24 protein-coding genes are annotated in these 25,792 nt (G+C 43.1%); 6 read left to right on the plus strand and 18 right to left on the minus strand.

All coding sequences use genetic code 11. The features are described from left to right. Positions 1-155: 155 nt before the first annotated feature. Complete coding sequence (locus tag CHRO_RS03625; protein WP_015152829.1) at positions 156-980, minus strand: heparin lyase I family protein; 825 nt, start codon at positions 978-980, stop codon at positions 156-158. Positions 981-990: 10 nt separating this feature from the next. Beyond that, positions 991-1,764: a glucose-1-phosphate cytidylyltransferase gene (gene rfbF, locus CHRO_RS03630; RefSeq protein ID WP_015152830.1), complete on the minus strand. Its 774-nt coding sequence runs from the start codon at positions 1,762-1,764 to the stop codon at positions 991-993. Between the two features lie 893 nt (positions 1,765-2,657). Here rfbF and CHRO_RS03635 point away from each other — a divergent pair. Next, positions 2,658-3,467: a polysaccharide lyase family 20 protein gene (locus CHRO_RS03635; protein ID WP_015152831.1), complete on the plus strand. Its 810-nt coding sequence runs from the start codon at positions 2,658-2,660 to the stop codon at positions 3,465-3,467. Between the two features lie 10 nt (positions 3,468-3,477). Here the strand turns inward: CHRO_RS03635 and CHRO_RS03640 are convergent, their stop codons facing one another. The 9 genes from CHRO_RS03640 to CHRO_RS03680 form a co-directional block, all read right to left on the minus strand. Continuing rightward, positions 3,478-3,969, minus strand: coding sequence for a glycosyltransferase (locus tag CHRO_RS03640; RefSeq protein WP_015152832.1), 492 nt, complete (start codon positions 3,967-3,969; stop codon positions 3,478-3,480). Positions 3,970-3,999: 30 nt separating this feature from the next. After that, positions 4,000-4,449, minus strand: coding sequence for a PssD/Cps14F family polysaccharide biosynthesis glycosyltransferase (pssD, locus tag CHRO_RS03645; RefSeq protein ID WP_015152833.1), 450 nt, complete (start codon positions 4,447-4,449; stop codon positions 4,000-4,002). A gap of 133 nt (positions 4,450-4,582) precedes the next feature. Further along, positions 4,583-5,800 carry a glycosyltransferase family 4 protein gene (locus CHRO_RS03650; protein ID WP_015152834.1) on the minus strand — a complete coding sequence of 406 codons (1,218 nt, stop codon included), beginning with the start codon at positions 5,798-5,800 and terminating at the stop codon, positions 4,583-4,585. A gap of 11 nt (positions 5,801-5,811) precedes the next feature. Further along, positions 5,812-6,846, minus strand: a complete 1,035-nt coding sequence (locus CHRO_RS03655) for a glycosyltransferase family 2 protein (RefSeq protein WP_015152835.1) — start codon at positions 6,844-6,846, stop codon at positions 5,812-5,814. Then, on the minus strand, positions 6,843-8,051 hold the full coding sequence (locus CHRO_RS03660) for a glycosyltransferase family 4 protein (protein ID WP_015152836.1): 1,209 nt from the start codon (positions 8,049-8,051) through the stop codon (positions 6,843-6,845). Before CHRO_RS03660 ends, CHRO_RS03655 begins: the two co-directional genes overlap by 4 nt. Then, on the minus strand, positions 8,036-9,394 hold the full coding sequence (locus CHRO_RS03665; protein WP_015152837.1) for an O-antigen ligase family protein: 1,359 nt from the start codon (positions 9,392-9,394) through the stop codon (positions 8,036-8,038). The genes CHRO_RS03660 and CHRO_RS03665 overlap by 16 nt, the downstream gene beginning before the upstream one ends. Before the next feature lie 14 nt (positions 9,395-9,408). Beyond that, on the minus strand, positions 9,409-11,478 hold the full coding sequence (locus CHRO_RS03670; RefSeq protein WP_015152838.1) for a GumC family protein: 2,070 nt from the start codon (positions 11,476-11,478) through the stop codon (positions 9,409-9,411). A gap of 327 nt (positions 11,479-11,805) precedes the next feature. Continuing rightward, on the minus strand, positions 11,806-12,012 hold the full coding sequence (locus tag CHRO_RS03675) for a hypothetical protein (RefSeq protein ID WP_015152839.1): 207 nt from the start codon (positions 12,010-12,012) through the stop codon (positions 11,806-11,808). Between the two features lie 157 nt (positions 12,013-12,169). Next, positions 12,170-12,382, minus strand: coding sequence for a molybdenum-pterin-binding domain-containing protein (locus CHRO_RS03680; protein WP_015152840.1), 213 nt, complete (start codon positions 12,380-12,382; stop codon positions 12,170-12,172). A 10-nt stretch (positions 12,383-12,392) separates the two neighbouring features. On the opposite strand from CHRO_RS03680, the gene CHRO_RS31580 reads away from it, so the two are divergent. Continuing rightward, positions 12,393-12,542 (plus strand): hypothetical protein, encoded by a 150-nt coding sequence (locus CHRO_RS31580; protein ID WP_181245406.1) that lies wholly within the window; start codon positions 12,393-12,395, stop codon positions 12,540-12,542. Between the two features lie 547 nt (positions 12,543-13,089). Continuing rightward, a complete protein-coding gene (locus CHRO_RS03690) occupies positions 13,090-14,016 on the plus strand; it encodes a hypothetical protein (RefSeq protein WP_015152841.1) in 927 nt (308 codons plus the stop codon). Between the two features lie 14 nt (positions 14,017-14,030). On the opposite strand, the gene CHRO_RS03695 is transcribed toward CHRO_RS03690, so the two are convergent. After that, complete coding sequence (locus CHRO_RS03695) at positions 14,031-14,444, minus strand: hypothetical protein (RefSeq protein WP_015152842.1); 414 nt, start codon at positions 14,442-14,444, stop codon at positions 14,031-14,033. Between the two features lie 172 nt (positions 14,445-14,616). Then, positions 14,617-15,000, minus strand: a complete 384-nt coding sequence (locus CHRO_RS03700; protein ID WP_015152843.1) for a response regulator — start codon at positions 14,998-15,000, stop codon at positions 14,617-14,619. 1,651 nt (positions 15,001-16,651) lie between these two features. On the opposite strand from CHRO_RS03700, the gene CHRO_RS03705 reads away from it, so the two are divergent. Continuing rightward, a complete protein-coding gene (locus tag CHRO_RS03705) occupies positions 16,652-17,437 on the plus strand; it encodes a class I SAM-dependent methyltransferase (protein ID WP_015152844.1) in 786 nt (261 codons plus the stop codon). Positions 17,438-17,594: 157 nt separating this feature from the next. Here CHRO_RS03705 and CHRO_RS03710 read toward each other — a convergent pair whose 3' ends face one another. Beyond that, entirely contained in the window at positions 17,595-18,908 is a 1,314-nt protein-coding gene (locus CHRO_RS03710) for a hypothetical protein (protein ID WP_015152845.1), read from the minus strand. 142 nt (positions 18,909-19,050) lie between these two features. Here CHRO_RS03710 and CHRO_RS03715 point away from each other — a divergent pair, with 142 nt between their 5' ends. Then, on the plus strand, positions 19,051-20,946 hold the full coding sequence (locus CHRO_RS03715) for a dynamin family protein (RefSeq protein ID WP_015152846.1): 1,896 nt from the start codon (positions 19,051-19,053) through the stop codon (positions 20,944-20,946). Positions 20,947-21,014: 68 nt separating this feature from the next. Here the strand turns inward: CHRO_RS03715 and CHRO_RS03720 are convergent, their stop codons facing one another. Together CHRO_RS03720 and CHRO_RS03725 are read right to left on the minus strand one after the other, a co-directional pair. After that, positions 21,015-21,245, minus strand: a complete 231-nt coding sequence (locus CHRO_RS03720; protein WP_015152847.1) for a hypothetical protein — start codon at positions 21,243-21,245, stop codon at positions 21,015-21,017. A gap of 11 nt (positions 21,246-21,256) precedes the next feature. Further along, positions 21,257-21,832: a Uma2 family endonuclease gene (locus CHRO_RS03725; protein WP_015152848.1), complete on the minus strand. Its 576-nt coding sequence runs from the start codon at positions 21,830-21,832 to the stop codon at positions 21,257-21,259. A 60-nt stretch (positions 21,833-21,892) separates the two neighbouring features. Here CHRO_RS03725 and CHRO_RS03730 point away from each other — a divergent pair, with 60 nt between their 5' ends. Beyond that, positions 21,893-22,603 carry a hypothetical protein gene (locus tag CHRO_RS03730; RefSeq protein WP_015152849.1) on the plus strand — a complete coding sequence of 237 codons (711 nt, stop codon included), beginning with the start codon at positions 21,893-21,895 and terminating at the stop codon, positions 22,601-22,603. Here CHRO_RS03730 and CHRO_RS03735 read toward each other — a convergent pair. Together CHRO_RS03735 and opcA are read right to left on the minus strand one after the other, a co-directional pair. After that, positions 22,600-24,141 (minus strand): cobyrinic acid a,c-diamide synthase CobB, encoded by a 1,542-nt coding sequence (locus tag CHRO_RS03735; RefSeq protein WP_015152850.1) that lies wholly within the window; start codon positions 24,139-24,141, stop codon positions 22,600-22,602. The genes CHRO_RS03730 and CHRO_RS03735 overlap by 4 nt on opposite strands. 182 nt (positions 24,142-24,323) lie before the next feature. Continuing rightward, positions 24,324-25,688: a glucose-6-phosphate dehydrogenase assembly protein OpcA gene (opcA, locus tag CHRO_RS03740; protein ID WP_015152851.1), complete on the minus strand. Its 1,365-nt coding sequence runs from the start codon at positions 25,686-25,688 to the stop codon at positions 24,324-24,326. Positions 25,689-25,792: the final 104 nt, after the last annotated feature.

Raw genomic sequence — 25,792 nt, forward strand, 5'->3', positions numbered from 1 at the left:
TAACAAATGACATAAAAAATATCTCCTTGAACAACTACCATTCACTAGAAAAATTTAAGTGTAGGGTGGGCAATGCCCACCTTACGATAAAAACAACTGTTGTTCGTGAATAATTTAGAATTGCCGTAGCAATTAATTTTTAAGCTGAATTGAAGTCATCGTTCGGCTATTTTTTGCTTAGAAAGGCGCGGTACAACCTGCTTAAAGCTGGAATTAGCATCACCCAGGCGATATTCAGCAGTATAGAGCGATCGAGGAGCAGGACCTTTAAAGTTAGGATTGCCCTTATACAATCCCATCTTGAAGTACGGTCCCGTACCTTCATCGTTCCAGAAAGTAGCTCCCTGATGGTTAATCTTTTGAATATATTTACCGTTACCTGTTTTCAACCAAAGTTTGAGGAATCCGTCTTGATTTCCCGTCCATTTCACATGCATGACAAAATCAGTCCATTGCCCTCTTAGTTGGGAGACTTTAGCTAAGTTGAATTTGGTACATTCGACATCAACAAAATTACCCTGCCGTTGCAAATCGAAAATAAAGTTACTACCTTGGCGAGAGATTTTAGAGCCGATCCCACCACACTTGTATCTTCTGCCTTTTTTGGAAGGAAAAGCCCCAAATTGATTTACGATATCGAATCCTGCATCGGTATCTTTCCAAGTAGAGGGAACGAACATAGACCATCCATACCAATAGGTTTCACCAATCTTAGTTTTTTTCGTTGCCATCTCAGACCGTTCGCCGCAACGATCTACCCAATGTTTGAAGACCTTCTGTCCGTTCCCTTTTGTAGGGGGAATAGTTGCTAGCTTTTGACAAGCAGAACCCCCTTTACCGATTTCTGGGCGCTTAACAGTTGTAATCACTGAATCAATAATTTTTGCATCAGATTTATGTACTCCTTCTGGTAAGCACAAGAAGGTCGTACACAACGCTAATACACCTATAAAGAAATGATTACACCCTTTAGTATTCATATTCAGTGTCCTACCATACTTTCCAAGGAGCTTTACCGCTCTTCCAAAGATCTTCGAGATAGTTTTTATCTCTCAAAGTATCCATTGGTTGCCAAAAACCATCATGTTTGTAGGCAGATAATTGCTCGTTATAAGCTAATTTTTCTAATGGTTCGCTTTCCCAAACCGTGGAGTCATCTGCTATGTAATCAATAACTTCTGGCTCCAAAACAAAGTAACCACCATTAATCCAAGCGCCATCCCCTGTAGGCTTTTCTTGAAAAGAAGTAATTTTAGTTTGTTCCTGTTCTAGGCAAATTGCACCAAATCTTCCTGGTGGTTGAGTTGCTGTTAAAGTAGCTAAAGTTTTTTGTTGTTTGTGAAATTCAATTAGCTGTTTAATATTGACGCTACTTACACCATCACCGTAAGTAAAACAGAAAGTTTCACTACCAATATGCTCTTTGACTCGCTTCAGCCGTCCGCCAGTCATGGTTTTATCACCCGTATCAACTAGCGTGACTCGCCAAGGTTCGGCATAACCGCAGTGAACGTTCATTTGATTAAAGCGCATATCAAATGTGACATCGGACATGTGTAAGAAATAGTTAGCAAAGTACTCTTTAATTACATAGCCTTTGTAGCCACAGCAAATAATAAAATCATTAATGCCATAGGTAGAATAAGTCTTCATAATGTGCCAAAGAATTGGTCTACCACCAATTTCAACCATTGGCTTTGGCTTAATGGTAGTTTCTTCACTTAAACGAGTGCCAAGTCCGCCAGCAAGTAGAACAGCTTTCATAGCTTTACCTCTTAGTTTTGTAGTAGTTTAAGCAAATTTGTTTGAGACAGAAGATATACATTTGAAGTTAGCGATTTCGATCCCCTAACCCCCTAACAAAGGGGGCATTCATTAGATCTGCATTTGAAGTTAGAGATTTCGATCCCCCAACCCCCTTAAAAAGGGGACTTTAATTTCCCCCCTTTTTAAGGGGGGTTAGGGGGGATCTTTCGCGTAACTCCTGCAAGAATTAGCTAGTACCAGTGTTTTTACTGAGTCATAGCTAAATCGTCGATTTGAGGATGTTTGAGTCTTAGTCATAAGAGATGAATTTCGTAGTTTGAGTTAACTCAAGTCTCCGTTTTTCTACCGATCGCGTCCTAAATTTCAGTAGAATTATTTAACAAAAATCGCACTAAATTACTAGTATTTCTGCTTTTACCGATATAACAGACGAGAATTGAGTCTTTGAGCAGCGATTAGTTGAAATTAACAACATTGTTCATCCAAATTCAGCGATCGCTTGCCAGGGATAGTTTGAGAGGAAATCGTTAATCGATAGATAATTGAACTCTCAAATCTCGAACTAATTTTTTAAAGTGTTCACGCATTGGTTAGTCCCTTTATTTGCAGCATTAGTTAGATTCACCAACGTATTTTTACAGAAGTTATAGCTACACAAAAAAATCGGTGAAATTACGGTTTTCAGAAAAATCAGTGTTTTTTCTCCTAGAAATAGCTGGGAGCAAGCATTAACTTGAGTTCACCGCTGATTTGTAGGAAAACAACGTGCAGTTAAACTCTGCCAATTGATTCAGTTCGAGTCATTCATTTGAGAAGTATTTAGATGTTTTGACTCGATAGGAATTACTCAAATTAGCGTTAAAAATTCTGCATCTACGGAGAACTTAAATATGACCGTTGAGAATTGCAATAAGTTTGCCAAAGTTTGGAAACGGCGATCGCTACGCACGGCTTTAGGCACGATATTCTTGGGTACGGCTTTGTTTGCTTCAGTAGGAATACATCAATCCCATGCCGGAATTATTGAGTCATCGACTGAAATTACGCAGTCTAGAAACAAAGGCTGCTCGGGAATGGAGCCTTCCTACAACATTAAGAGAGCTGGACAGACAGCTTTCAAACATTGGGTAAACCGTTGCGGCGAACGATCTGAAATCGAAAAGAATAAAACCAAAATTGGTGAAACTTATTGGTATGGGTGGTCTATATTCATCCCCACGGACTGGAAAGATAATGACGCAGGATTTGATATTTTGAATCAATTTGGGGCTTATCCCACCAAAAAAGGCAGAAAACATCCCTGTGGTGGCATTGGTTCCAAAATTTCTCGCAAAGGCGATTCCGTTGGATTCGATCTTCAACGCAGCGGTGGTTCTGTTGATGCCGTATGTACTCGATTTAACATAGCCAAGGTTGCGGAACTACGAGGGCAGTGGACTGATTTTGTCATGCATGTGAAATGGACGGGAAATCAAGACGGATTCCTCAAACTTTGGTTGAAAACAGGCAACGGCAACTACGTTCAAAAAATTAACCATCAAGGAGCTACTTTCTGGAACGATGAAGGCACGGGACCGTACTTCAAGATGGGTTTGTATAAAGGCAATCCTAACTTTCAGGGTCCTGCTCCTAGAGTTGTCTATACTGACGAATATCGCCTGGGAGATGCTAATTCCGGCTTTGGACAAGTTGCACCATAAGCAGCGCCGCTTATTTCTGAAGTTCCAAACTTCTATATCGTTCAATTAGATGCATCACGAGTGAAGGAGCGTTAAATAATTTTCCTTGAAAGGGAGAAGGACGCTCCTTTACATATTCAAGTAACTGCTGAAGTTCGATACAGTGTTGTATGCCATATTTCTCTACAGCACGAGCGAATAAGAGTTGATGGTCGTCTACATGTTCTCCATAACATTTCAGCCTTGGGAGCAGAACAAAACAAGCACCCATTTCTGCTAGCATTCGTGTAGAACCTTGCCCTGCATGTGAAATAACTAATGAAGCCTGCTGTGCCGCTGCATACATTTCATGGCGACTGAGTGAAGGCACGCTAGTTAACAGGGGATGGTTCAACCGAGTCGATGTCGCACCATGCTGAAGTAATACTGGTTCGACAATGATTTCTTGTTCGAGTAGTATTTGCAACCAATCAACAGCGCGATCGAAAGGAAAAAAGATAGTTCCAAGCGTGTAAACAATCATTGAAATCAACCTTCGTAAGCTTGGAGAAAATTACACAACTACACCTTTGTATTGAGCCTTGGGATAGCGTTCTACACACTCGGGCCATTGGACGTAAAATTCATCTACTAAGTGATAAACAATTCTGCCAGTGAGGCTTAAATTACCCGAGCGCGAGATACTCTCAATAAAAACTGTTTTAATGCCATACAATTTGCTAGCTATGATAAATGGTACGGCTATGCTAGCTCCCGTGGAGAGGACTAAATCGGGTTTGCTTTGGCGCAAAACAACTAAGGCTTTAAAGAAGTTGATAAATGCTCTAACTAACATCCGAGCTTCCTGCATGGCTACCCAATAAACCCGTTCTTTTTCGCTTAATTTTTGCGTGTCATAATGCCGATAAGTCACCCACTCTCTTTCGTAGGTAGACCAAAAGCTTTTCAAACCCATCATGGTAGAAAAATGACCCCCTGGATTGCAGACCAATAATAATTTCATTGCGTTGAACTCCGGTGTGTGTGAGGAGAGGTGAGAGGCAAGAGGTGAGAGATCGCAAGTCACAAGTCACAATTAACCGATCGCTTTGAAGAGACGTTACATGTAACGTCTCTACACTGATAACTGGTCACTGTCACTGATTATTGCTATATAGCGATCGGTGCAGAGGTTTGCGTTCTGCTAATTCCTTACCCCTGCTACCAAGCCGTTCGCGTAACTGTCGGTCTTGACACAAACGCAGTAGAGCATTAGCAAGTTCTGTGGAAGAATTTGGGTCTACGAGCAAACCATTTTCTTCGTGGCGAACTGCATCTGCTACTCCACCCAGCCGCGCCGCGATCGCGGGTTTACCAAAGTATCCAGCTTCGAGGTAAACAATCCCAAAACCTTCGATACTTTTGGCTGCGGCATCAAAAAAGGTTGGCATGACAAATAAATCGCAGGCTGCATAGTAGCTAGCCAATCGCTCGTCAGGAACGTATCCGGTAAAGAACACGCGGCGATCCACACCCAATCGAGTTGCGAGGGACTTTAGCTCGGACTCCATTGGACCTCGACCGCAGATGAAATAGTAGACATCGATGCCTTCAGCCACCAGTGCGGGCAAATTCTCGATCGCCCGATCGAATCCTTTACGACGAACCAGCCGCCCCACAGAGAGAAGGACTACCGCTGTTTCAGGAATGCCGTGCTGAGCGCGCAACTCGGCGCGAAGGCTGGGAACGCGGTCGAGATTGCCAAACTTCTCAACTCCGATCGCGGGATTGATAATATATGTAGGCGTATTCAACTGACAGCGATCTTTTAAGTAGTCCTGGGTAAAACGACTATTGCAAACAATACCCTGCGCCCGCTGGAGCGTGTGCTGGAATAAAGCCTGAAAAATGGGATTGCTTAAAGGACAGAGCAGATCGTTTCCATGTAAATAGATAAAAAACCGGATCGGTAGCAAATAACTCAGCAGTAATAGCACGGGAAAATCGAAGCCGTGAAACCATTCAATATATCGATAGCGATAGCGACGATAGAGTAAGAGGGCAACAATAAACGACTCGATCGCGTAGAGCAGCTGCTTGAGGACACCACCCAACCAACCAGCGCGATCGAAAAAAGTGTGGAGAAATCCAGGCACTAACCAACGATGGACTGGAAATGGTTGCAGGCGATCGAATTCCTTGTCTCCTGGGTGAGCGGCGGTTAAAACGATCGCGCGATCGGGGTCTTGCAAACAACGATTGTAGGTGTAATCTTGAATTCCGCCTGGATCGGGGGGAAAAACGCGAGAGACAATCAAAATATCTGGTGCTTGACTGGCTGACGCAGCATCTAGAGCAAGACTTTGTGTAGTCATTGGGGTTTGCTTTATGTTTTTGGTGCTTGACCCAAGAATTTCCAACGCACGTAACCGCGCAACCCATATCGCAGCAGCAAGATACCCTGCTGTGGAAATAGAGTGCAGGTACTACGAAACACTAACCTGACGAGGGTATCCTTCATACTCCGCCCGATTGCCTGACTTTCTTGCCAGGACAACCACGCGACTTGCAATGCTCCGATCCAACTGCCTTTACCTCGCTCGATAGCTTTGAAACTGCGATAGTCTACATCCCGCTGGAGATTGGAGCGCTCGACGAGTCCGACTGTGGCAGCTGCGCGATCGACATAGGCAGCAGTTAACTCGCGCTGATGCAGCATCCGCGACCAGTTACCGCTGTGGGCTTGTCGATTTTTGCCGTGAATGCGATAGAACATGAGTGGTTCGTTAATACTACCCACTTCGCCATAAAAGGGAACGGTTGCTGTCAAATAAGTATCTGCTGCTTCAGTTCGTTGTGTCGGAATCGGCAGGACTTGCTGGAGAACCGTACGGCGATAGGCTAGGGCAGACGTAATTGCCGTGGCGTATCTTCCCCATTGCAATAATAAATTGCGGACATCTCCTTGGTTGAGAATACTAGAAGTGCTGCTGCCAATTGGGACTCCCTCAGCATCTACAGAAGTCCAGCAGTGACCGAGCTGCACCCATTCAGGATGCTCGGCAAAAGTGGCGACGACTCTTGTTATCTTTTCGGGGTGAAAGAAGTCATCAGCATCTAGAAAACAAATAATTTCGCCTTTAGCTCTGGCAATTCCGGCATTCAATGCCGTTCCTTGCCCGGAATTTTCCTGAAAAATCGCGATGAGGCGATCGCCATAGGACTCAATAACTTGCCGCGAATTATCCGTAGAACCATCATCAACGACGATTAATTCAACATTTTTGTATGTTTGCTCCAAAACGCTATCAATTGCTTTAGCAACAAAACGTCCGTAGTTGTAGTTATTGATGATGACACTGACGAGCGGAGATGTTTCCATCTGGCTAGAACGCTCGTGCCGTTGCAGATCGGTTATCATATCCCAGAGGTTGGGGCTAAAAAACAATTGTCATCGCCGGAGCGCAAGCGATCGCTTGCATTTAAGGGGACTAAACCCGTAATTCTGGCGATCGCGCGGGCGTATCCCACCGCACTACAGTAAGTTTCCACCCAACGCCTGCCCTGAACGAGCGTAGTTGGAGTATTGAGGTCGGCAGTCAGGCGCACGATCGCCTCAGCCGCAGCGACAGGATCGTTAGGATCGACAGCCCATTCGGGCGCGAAGTTCTGTAAAATTTCGCCGATGCCACCAGTATTGCTACCCACGACTGGTACGCCACAGGCGATCGCCTCTACCACCGTGCGACCAAAAGGCTCTCGCGGCGCAAGCGTGACGACGACATCGGCATACTTGTAGTAGTCCTCGATCGCAAATGTAGCTGGTAAAACCGTGAAGCGGTCTGCCACTCCTAAGCTTTCGGCGCGATCGAGCAGAGCGCGGGTCAGCGACTGACCTGGGGATGCATCCTCGCCAATGACAACTCCGTGGTAGTTGTGACCGAGAGTTTTGAGCTGAGCCAAGACCAGAGGTAGCGATCGCAGATTTTTGTCGTTCACCTGCTCGGGTGCGGTAATTCGCGAAGGTGTCAGCATCAGCCGCGCTCCTGAATTGAGGATAGGCTGTAAATTTGCTGGCGGCGAGCTAGTCGCGGGGCTATCGTTAAACCGCTGTGGATCGATTGGCGGATAGAGGATTTCCTGAATCTCGGACACTAAACTCTTAACGTGCGCCGCCGTGAAGTGTGAATTACAGATGGCGCGGGGAGAGAGGCAGGCAAAAGCTAACTTTCTAGCCAAGTTACCCAGTAATTTAGGCGATCGGGTTTGGTCGCGGAAGACATGGTAAACCGGACGACCGCTCAAACGCAATGCGGGTGCAGCCAGGATCAAGCTTGGCAAAATCTTCCGCACGACACAGTTTTCCAGTAACAGGGGATAATCTTTGGGTTGCTGGCTCACCCAATGCAGCGCGTGCTTCATAAACTCCCGTTCTTGAATGATTTGCAGATAAGATGCTTGACCGACTTGCCGCAAATACCGCTCCATCAACGAGTTAGATTTGACCAGGACACACAACTGCTCGGAGATGCCACATTGTTCAAATCCCTTGAGCATTAAAGATAGGGAAACTGTCGTACCCCCTAAGGTGTTTTGACATCCTGGTAGAACTAAGAGCTTAGCCACGATCGCACCTCTCCAGCAGGTTTGAGTTTAGGTTGCCGGATGGCAATGCATAGCAACAGAGCCAGCGCTGGAAAAGGTGAAAACCACATTGCTCCTAACGTAGCAGCGGCAAGGGTAAACATGATCATCACGCAAAAAACTGTTAGAGGTCTTCCCGAGCGGGTCTTGTACAACCACGCAAACAAAGATATCCAGAAAACTGCAAAAATTCCCGTACCGACTAAGCCGTTGCCATACAACAGGTTACCTAAAATGACGCTGTGGGAGCCGACGACGTTTGCCTCGCCGCCAGCCATACTGACGGGTTGCCCCTTGCCGATTTGACCCCAGATCGGCTCTTCTAGAAATGCCTCCCAAGTCTGTCTGTAAATCTCGGCACGCCATTCAGTGGATGCTGCCCGAAACTGAGAAACGTGGGCGGTGATGTCTGTATAGCTACTGACTAAAAAGTGCGTGAATGGCGCAATTGATAATATAGTGAAACTGGCTATAGCCATCACTGCAAACAAGATGAGACGATTTCGAGGTTGACTGTAGGCGCTAAAGAGGTAGCGAAACCAAATAGCGATCGGAAAAGCTATCCATATACCCCGACTCAGACTGATAACGATGAGGAAAACACTGCCTAAAAGTAACAGCAGCGACCAAATCCGATTTTTGATTTCCAAGGCAATTAAGCCAATACATCCTACAATCAAAGCAAAAAGTTGTGCGGAGACAAAAAATAAGCTCGGACGGTAGTACCCCGATATATCGCCCTGATAGGGAGCTAAGAGGTTTTCTCCTGCTGCTTTACCCGTAACCAATCCAAACAAGTTAGGTATGCTAGGAGGCTGGAAAAGGCTGATTGGCAAGACATATTGCAGCAACAACCAAAACCCAAGCATTTGCACTATGCTGACCGTACAAGCCCAGGCGATCGGTTCTAAGCGCAATCTCACGTTATTGCTTTGAATGTACCACAGCAGCAATGCGTAGCTAAACCATGTAATCAGGAGACCAGATATGCTGCCTTTGTTGGGAGCATCAAAATTGATCAGCATTTGGGCTATTCGATAGATGCAGAAGATAAACACGGCAACGACTGCCGTAATCGGGGGCTTGAGACGTATTTCTCCATGCTTCCACCATTCATAAACAGCAATGCATACGATCAGGAGAGATGTCATGTACTTGTAAATGCCTACTACCCACAGCACTGGTATGAGAATGATAAAGGCACAGACAAAACGTTCTCCTGCTGTTAAAGCTTCCCAGCGCATCCAGCCCCAGAAAAACAGCTGGCGATCTGATGCTGATACCGTTGTCGCGATCGTGGATTTAGGTCTGTACAGCTGAGTCATGATCTCCGCAACACCTAAGCTTCGTGTTCTAGTAATTCTCGTTGTCGTCCGTACCCGTAGCGGTAAACTGAGGTATGGGAGTCCGATCCGTTGACTACCAGACCCATAATCCGCGCGTTATACCGCGTCAGTTGTTCCAAGCTATTCATCACGGGATAGCGATCGCTCGTGCCAGAACGCAAAACAAACAAGACGTTGCATACCACTGCGCTCATTAAATTCGTCTCGCTGGCTAGCCCGACTGGAGGGCTGTCTACTAATACGTAATCGTAGCCACCGGACTCGCGCAGGGCTTTGATATTGCGCTCAAAACTACCACGGGCAAAGAATTCAGGAATTTTCTGCTTGGGGATAGATAACGCTGGTAGCAAGTCAAAACCTGGGGAAACGGAAACTGGCATTGGAGGACTAGCATTTGCTGCGCTCTTGATCCGATTTTTCCCTAAGCGCCGACTCATTTCTGCCTTGCGCAGATCGCCATCGATTACCAACACCCGAAAGCCGAAGTTCACTAAGGCTAGAGCCAGCCCCAGAGTCACCGTGGTCTTACCCTCGCCAGCAGTGGCGCTAGTCACCATCAAACACGGGTGTTCCAGCATCAAGATAGATGAAGCCAAGCGCTGAAACTCGATATCGATTTCGGCTGCTAAATTTCGTTCCATGCTGGGTTGTTTGAGATGGGGAATGCTACCCAAAACTGGGAGTTCCACTTGCTGTAAATCTTTTGGTTTGAGCAATGGGTTGCGATTTTCTAGGAAGAAAATTAGAGCCATGCTGCCGAAAATAGCAGCGAGTATACCGCCAGTGGTAATCAGCCTTAAGTTAGGTATGGATGGTCTGGGGTCGATGGTTGGTTCGTTTAGCGTCTGCACGTTTGGATAGGCGTTAAAAGGATTGGTCTTTGACTGCTCGCTTTGAGCAATAATGCCTTTGTATACGCCTTCGGCAATCTCGTATTTGCGCTGGAGGTCTAACAACTGTGCTTGATTTTTCGTGATGAAGCTGAGTTCGGTATTGAGTTTGTCGATTTGCTTTTGGATTTGCTTCGCTTGTTGCTGCGTTCCCTGAGCTAGGGTCTGATTTCGGATTAACTCTACCATCAGTTCTAGGCGGCTATCGTTAGGTCCATTACCCAGAGTTGTATCTATTTGCGCGGCGTTAGCACCAGGAATTGCCACGGCAATTTGCTGATTGAGTTGGCGGAGTAACTGTTGGCGCTGCTGTAATAAAGATTGCACCTGCGGGCTATCATCTCTATACTTACTGCGGGTGACTGCCATAGTTGACTCTAATTGCGAGAGTTGAGTGCGGGTGGCTTGATACTCTTTGTTCTCGCCCAAACGCAGAGAATTCATTGCTTGTTGGGGCGTAATCCCGAGACTGACTGCCGCAGCTTGAGCTTGCGTGGCATTGGCTTGTCCCTGGGCAATCAGCGTTGCCTGCGTCGTTTTGAGATTGTTAATTGCTGAAATCAACCCCCCGGATTGTTCGGGACTGTTGACTAGTCCGGTGGAGCGCTGAAAATTCGATAAATTCGCTTGCGCTTGGTTGAGATTGAGGCGAGCTTGTTCCAGCTCTTCTTGGGTATACTGCACGCGGACTTCTGCATCTTTGCGACGCAGTTCGTTCAGGCGTTGTTGATAGACCTCAAGAAAGGTAAACAATCGCTTGTAAGCTATATCGGGGCGACTACCCTGAGCTTCCACTTCTATCAGCGTTGTTGCTGGCTGTGGGGTGACGACAAATAACTGGCTGAAGCTACTCACCTTCGAGTACAAGCTTTTTTCGGGGTCAACTGCCTGCACGCGCTTCATCACGGCATCGCTAGTTAAAATAGCTAACTGCACGTCCAAAGGGCTGACATCTTTAAAGTTGAGCGCTGTGGTTTGAGTGCTACCTAAAGGACCGAGATTCGCACTTAAACCGCCTGTTTGGGGAAGATTTAACTTGGCATTAGCTGTCCAGACTGGAGGAATGCTCGTGCTGGCATAGAACGCTGCATAAATTGTGGCAGCAAGCACGGCAGTGTTAAATCCAAGCAGTGGCAACCAGTGCTTGCGGGCAATACTGAATATCTGTTTCATACTTGAATCTCGTTCTAGTTTGGTAGTGGAAGTAACAAAAGTATCAATGCTTGACAATAGCTGACAATTATTTGCCTAAGACTAGAGTTTCTCTTGTTGCAACCGAGGTTTGACTTAATAACTTGCAAAGAAGTAAATAGGTCAACTAATAAAGTTGAAGAGCAAATTTGTCGGGTGAGATTAATTACACTCTTGTCCCAAGCCTACCTGTACTCTGATATCTTCTGTTTTAATCTCAACAGATGTTTTTCAAGTTACAAATATGTCTCAACAATATGTCTCAACACACCCTTGACTAAAATTTGAACTAGAACTGATAGCAATTAGCTATGAATTTGTCGAAAAACTGCTGTAGGTTGGTAATTGCCTAATTGTTTCTCGCAGTACGTTTGTTTTACTTCTTTGAGCCTGCTGGCAGTAAGTTTCAAGGGCTTGCATTTCTAGTTCAGAAACTTTGAAGGTAATCCATTGTTTCTGGCGAGTATATTGTTGATTTTGAGTCAATATGAGCTGTTCAATAGAAATAGGTTTCATTGGTCACGGTAAAGTTAAGTGGTAGCTTCAATTCCTTTGCTGAAAGCAATAATAACCCTGAACACTATGAGGGTTAACCACAAAAATCCCCTAAAAACAGAAATTTTGCCCTGGCAACCGAGCAAAATCTTGATGATAGTTTTCCTAAGATTTGAATTTAGAAATTGGGGTCTTCTTCAGGGTGGGGAGGTTGGTTGAGATTAAAGCCTCTGGTTGCGGAACGCGAGTTAGTATAGGTTGGTAAACCTCGAATTAAATCTCTCAAAACATCTGTTTTTGTGCGTTGAGTTTGTTGACAATAAGCTTCGAGGGCTTGCATTTCTAACTCCGAAACTTTAAAGGTAATCCATTGTTTCTTTTTTGTAGACACAAGCTGCCATATGGGTAAAAGGTGGTGGATAAAAATTGTAGATTTACCCTGTGAAAGTTCGTACTCTTGCCAGTCTGCATCCAAACATTTAAATGTCAGGTTGAATAATCAACTACTCACTGTCATGCGATCGCCCGCTATTAGCGATCGCGATTTGTAATACCAACAAAATATAGCCATATTGAAGTAAACCCATAATAGTACTTATAACTAAATGCTTATCACTGAAGAAAGATTTATATATAAGTGCTATCTTGTAACGTGGTCAAGAGCAATATTGAATGAACTGCAATTTCTGTTTGGGATTCGTTCAAAAATACTGAATAAGGCAGTATTTTTGAGAACGAAGTTTTTAGCAAAAATTGTCGCTAATGCACGATTTGAATCAAATTTTCAAAGGAGTAGCAGGATATAAGCTAGCACTGAGCGTGTTATCATCAGAGGCTAGCACTCTTTCAGATTCATAGGGATGAGGTTAGAAAATATTCTCGATCTAGTATCGAGCGATGCACTGGGAGGACAGCCTCTCAACCGAAGGTGAGGTGAAAACTCTTCTTTGAATGAGTGAATTCCATGCCAGTCTCAAAGTTTTGATTGACAGATACGCAGCGCTTAGTTTAGGATTTACGGACTTGAATTGTCAATTTATCAATAGGAAAGTGCGTATCGCTAGAAGGTAAAGAGCTATTTTTGCGGACAGAGGATAGATGCAGCAAAACTTACCCCATAAGCTAGATAAGAGAATTACTTTACCACTCGTCCACTTACTCGATAAGACGGAGCCTGCCTTCAGTCATGCTTTTCTCCATGCCGCTCGCACTTTACATAGCTACCTGCAAGAAATTCAGTCTGCAATTGCATTAGTTGTCAGTTCAGAGAGCGAACCTTACACTATAGCTATAGTCGGTTTGTTTTCTAAGCTGATTCGCACTTACAACTCTTACGTTTTACTAGAAATTCATTACGATGACGCTGGCAGTCAATTTCTGGTAGAAGAGTTATGGGACACGGCAGTGACGCTGACTTATTTATTAGAAACTGCCGAGCGAGAAACTTTTACCGATTATATTGCTGCCTCTGTCTACCAGGCTCGCCTGCTGCTGCAAGAAGTCGAAACGCAATTAGTGCACCTCCCCCAGAATTTAGATCTGCTCGTGTTGCGCGATCGCCTGAAAGCTTTTATTTCCGAACAAAAACAGCCAGCAACCGATCGAACGCTGACAAACTTAGCGGCAGATACGTGGGGTATGGAGACAGCCAATACAACTGCTAAGCGTGCTAGATTATTAGGATTGAATTTTCTCAGCAATCCAGCACAGCGCATAGCACAAAAAATTACGCCGGCTAGTTTGCTGGACGTACATCTGAATTATATTAATTCTGCTGCTCGTGACTTGCCAGCGTCAGACTCGCAGAAAATTGATTTTCGGCAGTTACGGGATGCCAGCCACCTTTGCTTGCACGCAACTAAAGCTTTGCTAGAAGAATTCGTGCAGACCTCAGATGCGGGTCAGGTTAAAATTCAACAGCAAGAGTTAAACGAATTTTTTGAATGGTTTTACCAAGCCTATCAAGCCTATAGTAGCGATCGCGATGCATCCCTAAAGTCGAACAAGAATGGAGGCAGGCGTTGATAGATGGCAGCGATTTATCTCCTGCAATAGGAGAGCCTACCACTTGGCGCTCGACTCATGCGATAACTATATTCACTCACTGAAGGGTTTGGCACTTCTGGATTAATCGTTTGAGTTGATTGCTGCCAATCTTTACTTGTAGCTATTTGCGAAGTTAATTGACCTGCTGGATTACGGTTGAGTTTCAGCCACAGCTTACCATGTTCGCCGCAAAAAAATTCTTCAATCCAGGAATTGCGATCGACATAAGCACCTTGACTAGCAAGCAAAGCGGCGCTTTTGTGAGACACATTTACATATTGTCGGATTTGAGCTGCTTCTGTATAGAACAAAAAGTGTTTTGTGCTACCTGCTCGCCATAAACGGCGATCGCAGTAAGGACAGCAAAAATGCTGTATTTGTTTGCGGCTGCTACGTTTTCCAGGCATTGGAAATCCCTTTGAATCACTACAAAAATACCATCCGCCAGAACATCTTTTCTGTCACTCAAAACTCATGCTTAACTAGAATCTTGCTCCAATATAACTTTGCTGGAATCAATCTAAAATTTACCGAATTTCAACCACAAAATCTGATGACGCTCGGAGGTAAGTTGGTGAATCAACTCGCGTGCGCCATTAGCTGTAAATCTGGCAGCGCAGTCTCTACCTCATTGGTACTCACTACAAAAGCTGTGGGAATGGGAATGCAACTCGGTAAATCGTCGCTATCGTGGACTTTGAGCGTCAAGCGTTGCACCTTTGGAAACATTTCTCTGACTAATTGTAGAAGATCGGCAGCGACTATTTGAAAGGTTTTTTGTTCTACGATTAATAGAGTTAGCGTATCGCTAGACGACTGCGAATCTTTCAATTTTTTTAATGTTTCTAATGGAGAATTCGCATATAATATTCTCAGTTTTTGATGAGAACGCTGCAAATCTTTCTTAATCTCTCCTATAAGTTCGGGTTTTGGATCGATAACCATCACTACAGGTTGACTCATAAAATTTACTACTTCCTTTTTAACTCTTTTTTTGGTTTTCTTACCAATTAAGAACAACAAATTTACGAAAACTAGAATGAGCGAGTTTCTCGCTTATTTATAAGCGAGATTTACCCATAAAAAAAGCTGTTAGAGTTGATTAGCTTTCACTCCTAACAGCCTCAAGTTTATTCTCATTCAAAAATAATTAAACTCCTGGCAGACTTACAAGTTATCGATAATAAATTATCGATAATAATTCGTCCACCTAAAGAGTACGCATACTCTTTTTATGGAAGTTGTAAAAGTGCACTCCTCGGTGTCTTCTCTTACAACCTACAGCGCCACATGCGCTGAATACCTCTTGCATATTCCTAATTAATTTCTATTGTAAATTCAAGCCATAAATACTCAGAAAATTCATTAAATATTTGCTGGCTTTTCAATACTAAAAAAATAACAGAATTTATTGGTATTTGTCAAATGCTTTTTTCAATTTTTTTCAAGTTCTATTTTTGAAGATAAATTTAACTGCACTGTTGCGATCGCGCTCTTGATTCCTCTTCAGTTGTTCGGAGCGATCGCTACATTTAGGTACTGTTAGCTTTTAGAAAGATGTATAACCTCTCCTGGCTCAACTATTAATATTCCTCTATATTGTCTGGTTTAGAAAATCACAGCACGCTCGCTTTGGAGTAGAGTTTATCTATCGATTTCGGCTTTTAAGCTCGCTTGCAGAGACAATATATCTATATTTTATGGATTATTTCTGCACTTTATTAGCATACCTATACTGAGAAAATTTATAATGTATCTCCATATACAAGTTTACAAATTTTTTCATACAACCACAGATTCTTGGCGATTGCTTACCCAGCGGTCATTTCTCAGGTAATGGGCAGGAGCTTTTTCGGCGTTTCCGTCTTTGCATAACCTCTCGCTAGTGGTATTTACCAATTATTACTTACGAATTCTCAGCTTAATGTAAGAAAATGATGCAGACATCCGTATCAAGGATGAGATAACTGTCTTATATTGGCGTTCGAGAATGTATGAAGTATCACAAGCTGAAAGCAAGTCATATCAGCATTTAAGAGTGTATGAAGTATCACCAACTAAAAACAGATAATCTTGACATGCAAAAATGTATGAAGTAACACAAGACAAGAGCAAATCAACGTTGAAATACTTATCTTGCCGCTCGCGCTCTCGCTCTATCGCTCAACATCTAAAAGAGTCAATGAGATTGAGAAAATTGCCTGTAGAATCTCTATGTCCGTGAACGAGAAGCTCCAAATTTCCAATTTAGAATCTAGAGTTGTACCGCTGCTTACTTCAAGTATAGACTAATCCCCACGATTGACAGGGCAAGCAGAATCGTTACATTCGCTACGTAGCAAACGATTGCATTAAGAAAAACTTATTATTTTTTCAGTTTTACAGATCGATGATTAGAATTAATGACCTCATGGTAATATTTTTTAACTTTTCAAGAACATGTGCGATTTTGAAACAATAAAATATAGATAAATTTGCAAATCAATATACTTCGGTCAAAATATTTTGAATTATTCTGCCGCGAACTCAACTGCGCCTGCACTCTACAATTGGCATTACAGGTAATGAAGTAGCTAGATGTCAATAGTTTCTTGCCCCTTATGTTTCCCAACCTATGTCTGAGCAAAATACATCTAATTTAGATGCAACACCTTTGTATGCGATGAATCCAGTCGATCGATTTTCCGATCGCGTGGGGGATTATGTAAAATATCGTCCGAGTTATCCTCAAGCGGCAATCGAGCGAGTCTTAGCGGGATTATCGCCATCACAACTAATTGCCGCAGATATAGGTGCGGGAACGGGAATTGCAGCGCGATTGCTAGCAGAAAAGGGAGTGCGAGTCATAGCAATCGAACCAAATGCACCAATGAGGCAAGCAGCTGCACCCCATGCTTTAGTAGAATTTCGAGACGGGACTGCTGAAACAACAGGTTTAGCTGATGCTGCTGTAGATTTGGTAACGTGCTTTCAGTCTTTCCATTGGTTCGATCCAGAACCGACGCTGCTAGAGTTTCGCCGGATCTTAACAGAAGAAGGAAGATTGGCTGTAGTGTGGAACGAACGCGATCGCCATGACAAGTTTACAGCAGAGTATACTCATCTGATTAAAGTTGCTTCTGGCTATCATCCTGCCGAACAGCGGCGGATGGCGATTGAGCCTTTACTCAGGAGTAGCTTGTTTGCTGATGTCCAGCAGTATAGATTTGCCTATCAACAGCGACTCGATTTTGATGGGGTAGTCGGTCGGGCAATGAGTACATCGTACATCCCCCGCGCTGGTACAGCCTACGAGCGATTGATTGCAGATTTACGGCAGTTGTATGCTAAAAATCGTAACGATGACGGTTTTGTGACTTTAGTGTATACGACAAGCGTATTTCTAACGCAGATTAGATAGTTTGTCATCTGTCATTGGGTAGATATTTGCAGACATAAACTTGCGATCGCATTTTGTCATCTGTCATTGGGTAGATATTTGCAGACATAAACTTGCGATCGCATTTTAGTAGGATGGCGATCGCTCTGTCTGTACGATTTCCGTAAAGGTGGGTTTGTTATGCTTCTACTGTGGCTGTCGATTCATCTCTAGCTTGGAAATACCAGTAGAGGTTAGCAATAGTCATATGGGAGGCTTGTTGTAAATTGGCTGGTACTAATGCTTTATATCCAGATAGCGGTGCTTGCAGGGAAATATATGTTTCTGCTTCTCGACGCAATTCTGTTTGCATCATAAATCTTAACTGGTCGCGTAAAGATAGAGGATGAGATTTTTGTTTCAGTTCCTCGTAGATTTTTTGTTCTGGAGGCAGTGGAGAAGTGCCTATTTTTTGATTATTTTCTGTATTATATGTATCTGAATCGCTAAAATTTGCGCTTGATAATAATTTTTCCTCTTCTGGGGAAAGCGATCGCCTCCAGTCTACATGATGTTGCCAAGAATTGAGTACTACTAAATCGTGGTCGTGCAGGCGTTTGATTTCAGGGAAGATAAAATCAAGCTTGTCCTCAGTTTCACAAGCATCAATTATATTTACAGTATCGTGACGGATTTGATTTTGTAAATTGGCAAGGCGATCGCTAACTACTTCATAAGCACCCTGAATCTGATATGTTGTTGTAATTGCTTGATCGATCGCCCAAGCACATTCCTTTCTACGAAGCTGTCCAACTGGACAAGTCTGTTCGTATAGCAATGGATTATTGTAATCTGCTAAGGCTTGTAGTAACATTCCTCGTGCGCTGACAATATCTGCATTTCTCATATTTATATCGACTAATTTTAGCGCGTCTCTAATACAGATCAGTGCTTGGACAAATCGCCCATAAGCTTGAACTAAAATTGTCCGATGATGTCTATATTCTACATTTTGAGCAACCTGCTCAATTTGTTGGATTATTTCAGCACTCTGGTTTTTTAAAACCTGCTTCAAATCGATAAAACCATCCCGAACTTCTAGCCTTAGTTGTTTTACATCTTCTCGTAATTTCAAAGTTTGGTATAAGTTGACTGCTGATATTGCTAAATTTGCTGCTACACCAACACCAATTACAGCAGTAGTTGCTTGCAATACTCCTACACTAGTTTGTAGAGTATTTAATCCAGCTTGCACAGCCGAAAATCCTTGATGCATCTGGTACATTTGTGCAGCACCCATAGCAAATTCAGAAGCATTTACTAGTGGTGATAAAGGACTGTTATTGACAACAGCACCAACAGCATGAGCAACAAAGCGTCCGGTTGCAGAGTTTCTCACCATTCCTAATGGTATGCTACCAGATCTGTATACTTGCACGTACTTACCAGCTTCGATACCAGCTTGAATCTGTGATGAGAATATGTATTGGATAGGAGTTATGATTTGAATCATTTTTGTTTTTGCTAATTAATAATTCATTTATACGAGCCTAACTAGTTTTCTCGGATATAGATAACCGTATTTACTCGGTACTCGTTAAAGATGAGTATCAAGCATATTAGAGAATAGTTAGCTACCCCTGCTTAGAAACTTTATGAATACTTCATCTGAATACGGAACACATAACAACACTTCTTCAACTTCTTACGAGAAATTTCAGATGTTTCAGAAATATCGTCAGTGGTTGTATAGTTTATGCGATCGCCTCGCACAAATAATCTATAATCCAAGCAATCAATACTATCAGAAAGATACTTCTTTACTAAATCAGCTAAAAGACATATCTGAGAAACTGCGATCGCAACGTTTTCGAGTGGCAGTTATAGGAGATTTTAGTCAAGGAAAATCTACTTTAATTAATGCATTAGTCAAGAAAGAAATTCAACCAATAAGAGCGATCGCGTGTAGCAGAACGCTAACAGTTTTAAAAGATGGGACACAACAGCGGATTCTTGGTCAATATAAAGATGGGCGTATAGAGGAAATTTCCTACGAACAATATCGAGTTTTATCGACTATTACCAAAGATGCAGCGCGTCAGTATCACTCTGATGAATTTTATCATCCTAACATTGAAGAAATTATCTTTGAGCATCCCGACTTTGATTTATGTCAAAACGGGGTAGAAATTGTAGACTCTCCTGGTTTGAACGAACATCCAGCACGAGCCGAAATTACACGTAAACTCATAAAAGATGCCGATGCATTAATTTTTATCACCGATGCTTCTCAAGCTTTAACTCAAACAGAACGTCAGTTAATTGATGATATCCGTCGTCAAATTAACGAAGGGAAAGAAGATAAACCTCTAGCAAATATATTCTTAGTAGTTAATAAAATAGATAATTTAGATTCTGAAGAAGACTTACAAGACGTGCAAGCTGTAGTCAATGAATTTGCATATGGTAAAAATCCTATGCTTGCCGGAGAACATCGCGTTCATTATATTTCTGCTAAATCTGTTTTGAAAGCTCTGAGTAACAATAATCAAAATGAGTACTTGTATAGTTTTCAAAAATTTGTTCAAGCTTTGGAAAACTTTTTAGCGAACGAGCGTGGTTCTTTAAAAATTCAGAATGCTATTACAGCGATTAGCAAAGTTTCTCAAAAATACATTGCAAACTGGAACGTTACAATTGAAGACACTGAAAAAGCAAAAAACGACATATTAGAAGAAATTGGAGTATTGAGCGGGCATTCTGTGAGAATAGAAAATTCACTGATTAAAAAAGTAGAACTAGCTGCATCTCAATTGAGTGAAAATATGAGAGTAGACTGGCATCATTGGATTAATTTATTAGGATTGAAAGCAATTTTAAATGAAAAGTCTAAAAATTGGTATAGTGGACGTGATGTTGTTTGGGATCAGCATGGAATTATTAAGGACTATGTTGACTTATGCATCAAAGATTCAGAGATTGTAATCAATTTATGGATAAACGAAAAAATTCAAGTTTTAGTAGAAAAAGGCATAAAAAATATAGAAGAAAAATTCTTCTCTGAGTTAAATAGTATAGATAAAAATAAGCTTTATAACGAGCAATTTAGACAGCAACAAATAAAAAATAATACATGTCAGTTTGAAAAGTTTAAGTTTGATGTCGGTCAAAAAGGTGGATATGGGGATTTATGGCGTTGGATAACTTGTATACTATTTGTGGGCTATTTTTTTGGAAGTGCTGATGAAATAGTTAGACAAATGAAAGAAAAAGTTGTTGAAGTAGGTATAAATGAGTTACGCGAACATCCGCCTCAAGTTCTTGAAGATATTCATCAAGAGATACTAATAATTCTAAAAGATCGTATTTCAATCGTAGATAATTTTTTCATACCCATGTTATCGAATTGTACGAAAACTTTAGAATGCAAGGAATCAGAGTATATAAAAATTTTAGAAAAACAAGAAGAGGAAATTACTTCAATTACTCAATATCAACAAGAGCTGGAAGAATTAAAGCAGCAAGTCAAACTATATTTTAATCAATATTAAAATAGCGATCGCCTCATTCTATCCTAAATGCGATCGCGTGCTTATTAAAAGTAAGAATGCGATCGCTCTTATTTACTATCCTTTTCTTCTATCTGTTTTTGTAAAAGCTCCTCTAACAAAATATTTCCCTTCCCGCGACGGTAAACATTGATTGGGTTATTTCGATTTTCTGCCTTAACTTGGGCAATTAGCTCGTCAAGTAACATAATTTGAGCGTCAAACATTAAGCAGATTTCACGCATCCTAGCAGCTCTTTGCTTGACTTTTTCAGGATCGGGAAACTTTAATGACTGATTCATGTTAAAGTCCTCTAAGTAAAAATTCGCCGTAAATTGAGCGTAAAACCTGGCAATACATCCTCGCCAGACAAAGTAAAAGGATTTTGTAAAGTTTCTACTTGTTGCCCTTGACGATATATTTCTACTTGACGATCTTGAGGATTAATCAGCCAACCCAAACGCGCCCCATTATCCATATATTCTCGCATCTTGGCTTGTAGTTGTTCAAGGCGATCGGTAGGAGACCGCAACTCTACTACAAAATCTGGACACAGGGGTACATAACCGTCCTGTTGCTGTTGAGTTAAAGCATCCCAGCGTTCTCGCTGTACCCAACTTGCATCGGGTGAGCGTTTAGCGCCATTAGGTAAAATAAACAGAGTTGAAGAATCAAATCCTTCACCTTTATCTAAGTTCTCTTCCACCCAATTGCCAAATTGCCTAGATAGACTTAAATTTTTCTTTCCTGATGTTCCTCCAGTAGGTGGCACTATAACTAAATCTCCTGCTGCTGTTTGTTCAAAATTCCACTCTGGGTTTGCTCGAACGACTTGCTCGAATTCGGCATCATCAAGCTTCAATGCACGTACAGTTAGGCTACCGTTCATTTTTCAATCTCCATTCGCGAGATAATAAGAGAAATAACTGTAGTTATATTTATCTTAAGCATGAACCAGACTGCCCTAAACTTAGTTGCTATTTCCATCTTCGCGATGACGCTTTCGACGCTACTAAGTCCTTTGTTGCATTTTTCCCCCACAATTCCAGCGCTTGCTACTTTCAGCATTTTGGCAATTGCAACACTAGATAGCTTCAGTTTTCAAGGTAAAGGTGGTAATTTAGTTTTAGACTGGCTGGCGAGTTTTTCACCCCAACACCGCGATCGCATTGTTCGTCACGAAGCGGGACATTTTCTAGTAGCGCATTTATTAAATATCCCGATTACTGGTTATACTCTTAGCGCTTGGGAGGCTTTGAAACAGAAACAACCAGGGTTAGGGGGTGTCAGTTTTGAAGATCGAGAGTTAGCAGCACAGTTAGATCGAGGTATGCTGACAGCTCAAATGCTAGACCGCTATTGTACTGTTTGGATGGCAGGTTTAGCCGCAGAAGATTTAGTTTACAGTAACACCGAAGGGGGGGCAGACGATCGCCAGAAGTTAGGAATGGTTTTGACCCCTTTAGGATATACGGCTAATGCTGTAGAGCAAAAGCAACGCTGGGCGGTTTTACAAGCACGGACTTTATTGCAGACAAATTGGTCGGCTTATGAAGCTTTGGTTGGTATGATGCAGCAACGGGCTGGGGTTGATGAGTGTTGTCGGGCGATTGAGGAGAATAGCGGAATTCGGAATTCGGAATTCGGAATTCGGAATTAACTCAATACCCTTGAATCTCTCCAAGAACCACAGTGTTGTAAAAACCGGGCGGGAATGTCAGGGCGCGTACCAAAATGGAGGTGGATGTAAGAGGCGTGTAGGTTGGGGAGTCGCCAGCCTTCGGGAGTTGGGGAAGTGCTGAATCCTTGGGTTTGAAATAGGGGTTGGATTGGTAATTCTGAAGCAGAACGATGAAATTCATGTCCCCAGACTGTATCGTTCGTTTGTAACAAGGGACTATCTTGAAGCGCAACGCAGTGGCGATATCCTAGAGTAAGGCGAGAACCCATTGTAGCAGCGGTTGGAATAGCGCCTACCATTGTCCAAGAATTACCATCAAAATCAATAATTTTATCGCATAAATACATTAATCCCCCACACTCAGCATATGTAGGCATTCCTGTCAATATAGTTGTTTTTACTGAAGCAATCGCTCCTCTATTTGCTGCTAATTCTTGGGCGAAAACTTCAGGAAATCCACCACCAAAATACATCCCACAAACATCTTTTGGTAATTCAGGATCGGTTAAGGGACTCCAAAATACAAGTTCTGCCCCTAATTGTTGCAATAAATCCAAATTGTCTTGGTAATAGAAATTAAAAGCGCGATCGCGCGCAATGGCGAGTCGAATTCGGAATTCGGAATTCGGAATTCGGAATTGGTGATTTGGTAATTGGTAATTGCGAATTGGTAGTTGGTAAAATCCTTCTTCCTTGTCCCCCTTGTCCCCCTTGTCCCCCTTGTCCCCCTTGTCTCCCTTGTCCCCCCTGCTCCCTACTCCCTGCTCCCTGCTCCCTTGTATCAAAGGCATTAATTTGTCCCAATCAAAACAGGTTTGGGCTAAGGTTGCTAATTGCTCGATAACGAAATCTAGTTGGGGAAGTTCGGCGGTGGGGACTAGACCGAGATGGCGATCGGGAATAGTAATATTATTGTGGCGGCGTAAAACACCGAGAATTGGTAAGTCTAGAGGTACAAGGGCATCTTGTAATAATTGTAAGTGGCGATCGCTTCCAACTCGATTCAGTACGAATCCGACTATTTTTACATGGGGATCGAAGGAACGATAACCGTGGGCGATCGCCGCAACCGAACCAGACAGGCGACTGCAATCTATAACCAGTACTACAGGTAGATTGAGTATTCGGGCGATGTGAGCGGTACTGGCAAAATTAATTGGTAGTTGGTAGTTGGTAGTTGGTAGTTGGTAATTTTGACTTTTGACTTTTAACTTTTGACTTTTGATATTACCAATTCCATCAAACAGTCCCATCACTCCCTCTACTAGTGCATACTCAGACTGTTGGGTATGATGGATAAAACATTGCTGGACGTAAGTTTCGGAAGTCAGTACGGGGTCTAGGTTGCGGCAGGAAGATCCGGTGACGTACTGGTGAAACATCGGGTCGATATAATCTGGTCCTACCTTAAAAGACTGGACGGATAATTTTTGCCACCGACATAAAAAAGATAGTAGGGCAAGCGTCACGGTTGTTTTGCCTACCCCACTGCGTTCTCCAGCAATAATTAAAGACATAACTTAGTAGTTGGTAATTGGTAATTGGTAGTTGGTAATTGAACTTTCAAAAGCATTCATTTTGACTTTTGTACGGGCGGGTTTAGCAAATAGGTTGACAACCTTAAGTGAAAATTTTTGGTCAAAACCCGCCCCTACGTCTTCTCATTACCCATTACCCATTACCCATTACCCATTACCCATTACCCATTACCCAATTTCAACATCTGTACTGTCACTGCCAGACTTTCTTCAAATAGTACGTCTCGTCCCCAGCGTTGTAGTTGCTGCGAGAGCAACTCTTCAGCACTTTGATCGGCAAGGGATGTCACTTGGTTGACGATTCCAGCTTGAGCGCCGCCGTGTGCCTCCATCCGCATACAGCCAGAGGTTTCGGAACACAAAACGGTAGAACAGTTGGCAGCTGGATTCGTAGAGGTTAAGCGTAAAGCAATCAAATCTCCAGCTACGTCACCGTCGCTAGCAGTTGGAACGCCAGCAATTTCTGCTTCGACTTCGCGATCGCCTTCTGCCATGAAGTAAAAGCGTTTAATGTCGTAGTCTCCCGTTTCTGTAGTCACTTTAGTCGGTCGCCAGTTCAATCGACTTGCCAACCAGCCTAAAAACATCAAGGCTTGGGCAGAATTGCCTTTTTCATAGTCTATAGTGACGCGATCGACTTCCCCTAATGCAGCGCGGCGCTGGGGTGGATCGAAAGCTTCTGCCGTCAACTCTTGCCAAGCAGCTAGCCGACTCCAGTTGACATCGAAAATTGTCATGCCTGCATCGATCAATTCTTGCAGCCGGATGAGATTGGTTTCAACTTGTGTAAAACTGTTGGAGTCGAAGATGACAGAGTTGCAAGAGGCTACCAAACGCTTGAAGATCGGGTGATCGGGTTCTGGAGTAGCTTTCCACCAGAGAAACTTCGGCAAGCCACCAATTAATAAATCTGGAACCATGCCTACCACTCTTTCGAGGGCTTCAACCGTTCCCGTCAGGGTGATGTATTCGCAACAGATCAAAGTTGTAGCGGACTGCTTTTGGATCGGGCAGTATGCCGAAACTTGTGCCTTTACGCCCTCGTCTTCTCCGGTGACTGGACATAAAGCAATAATTCGGCAAGGATTGCGGCTGGCGATCGCATCAGCAACAGCGGGACTGCGGGTATCCATTGCGTAAGCTGTCGTTGCTGCGCTGCTATCTACTACACCACGGCGTTTGCTTTGTTCTTCTCTAAGTTTGATGAGTAACTCTGGGCTAGATTTCCCCGTTTTTTCTAGTCCAAATACTTTTTGGGCTTCGCGAATTGCGGAGGCGGTGCGTGGTCCTGGGATGCCGTCGATTGGACCGCTGTAATATCCCAAAGCTGCCAGCAATTGTTGAGTTTCTTCTGGTTCGTAAACGATCAAAGTAAAGGTTTTGGCGCGAGTGGCGGCGGGCAGTCCCCCATCCTCACCAGCCACGCCATAACTTTGCCAAATCTGATTGAGTTCGGCTTCAATCTCGCTAACTGAGATATCCTTGGGAGCCTGAAGTGAGAAAATTGGAGCAGATTGAGTCACCATAGGACAGGATGAAAGATGAAGGATGAAGGATGAAACTAGCTATTAGCAATAGAGCGATCGCCACCTTTACCATCATTCCCGTAAATTGGTATTTGTAACAGATA

This window comes from Chroococcidiopsis thermalis PCC 7203, from assembly GCF_000317125.1.
Lineage (GTDB): Bacteria > Cyanobacteriota > Cyanobacteriia > Cyanobacteriales > Chroococcidiopsidaceae > Chroococcidiopsis > Chroococcidiopsis thermalis.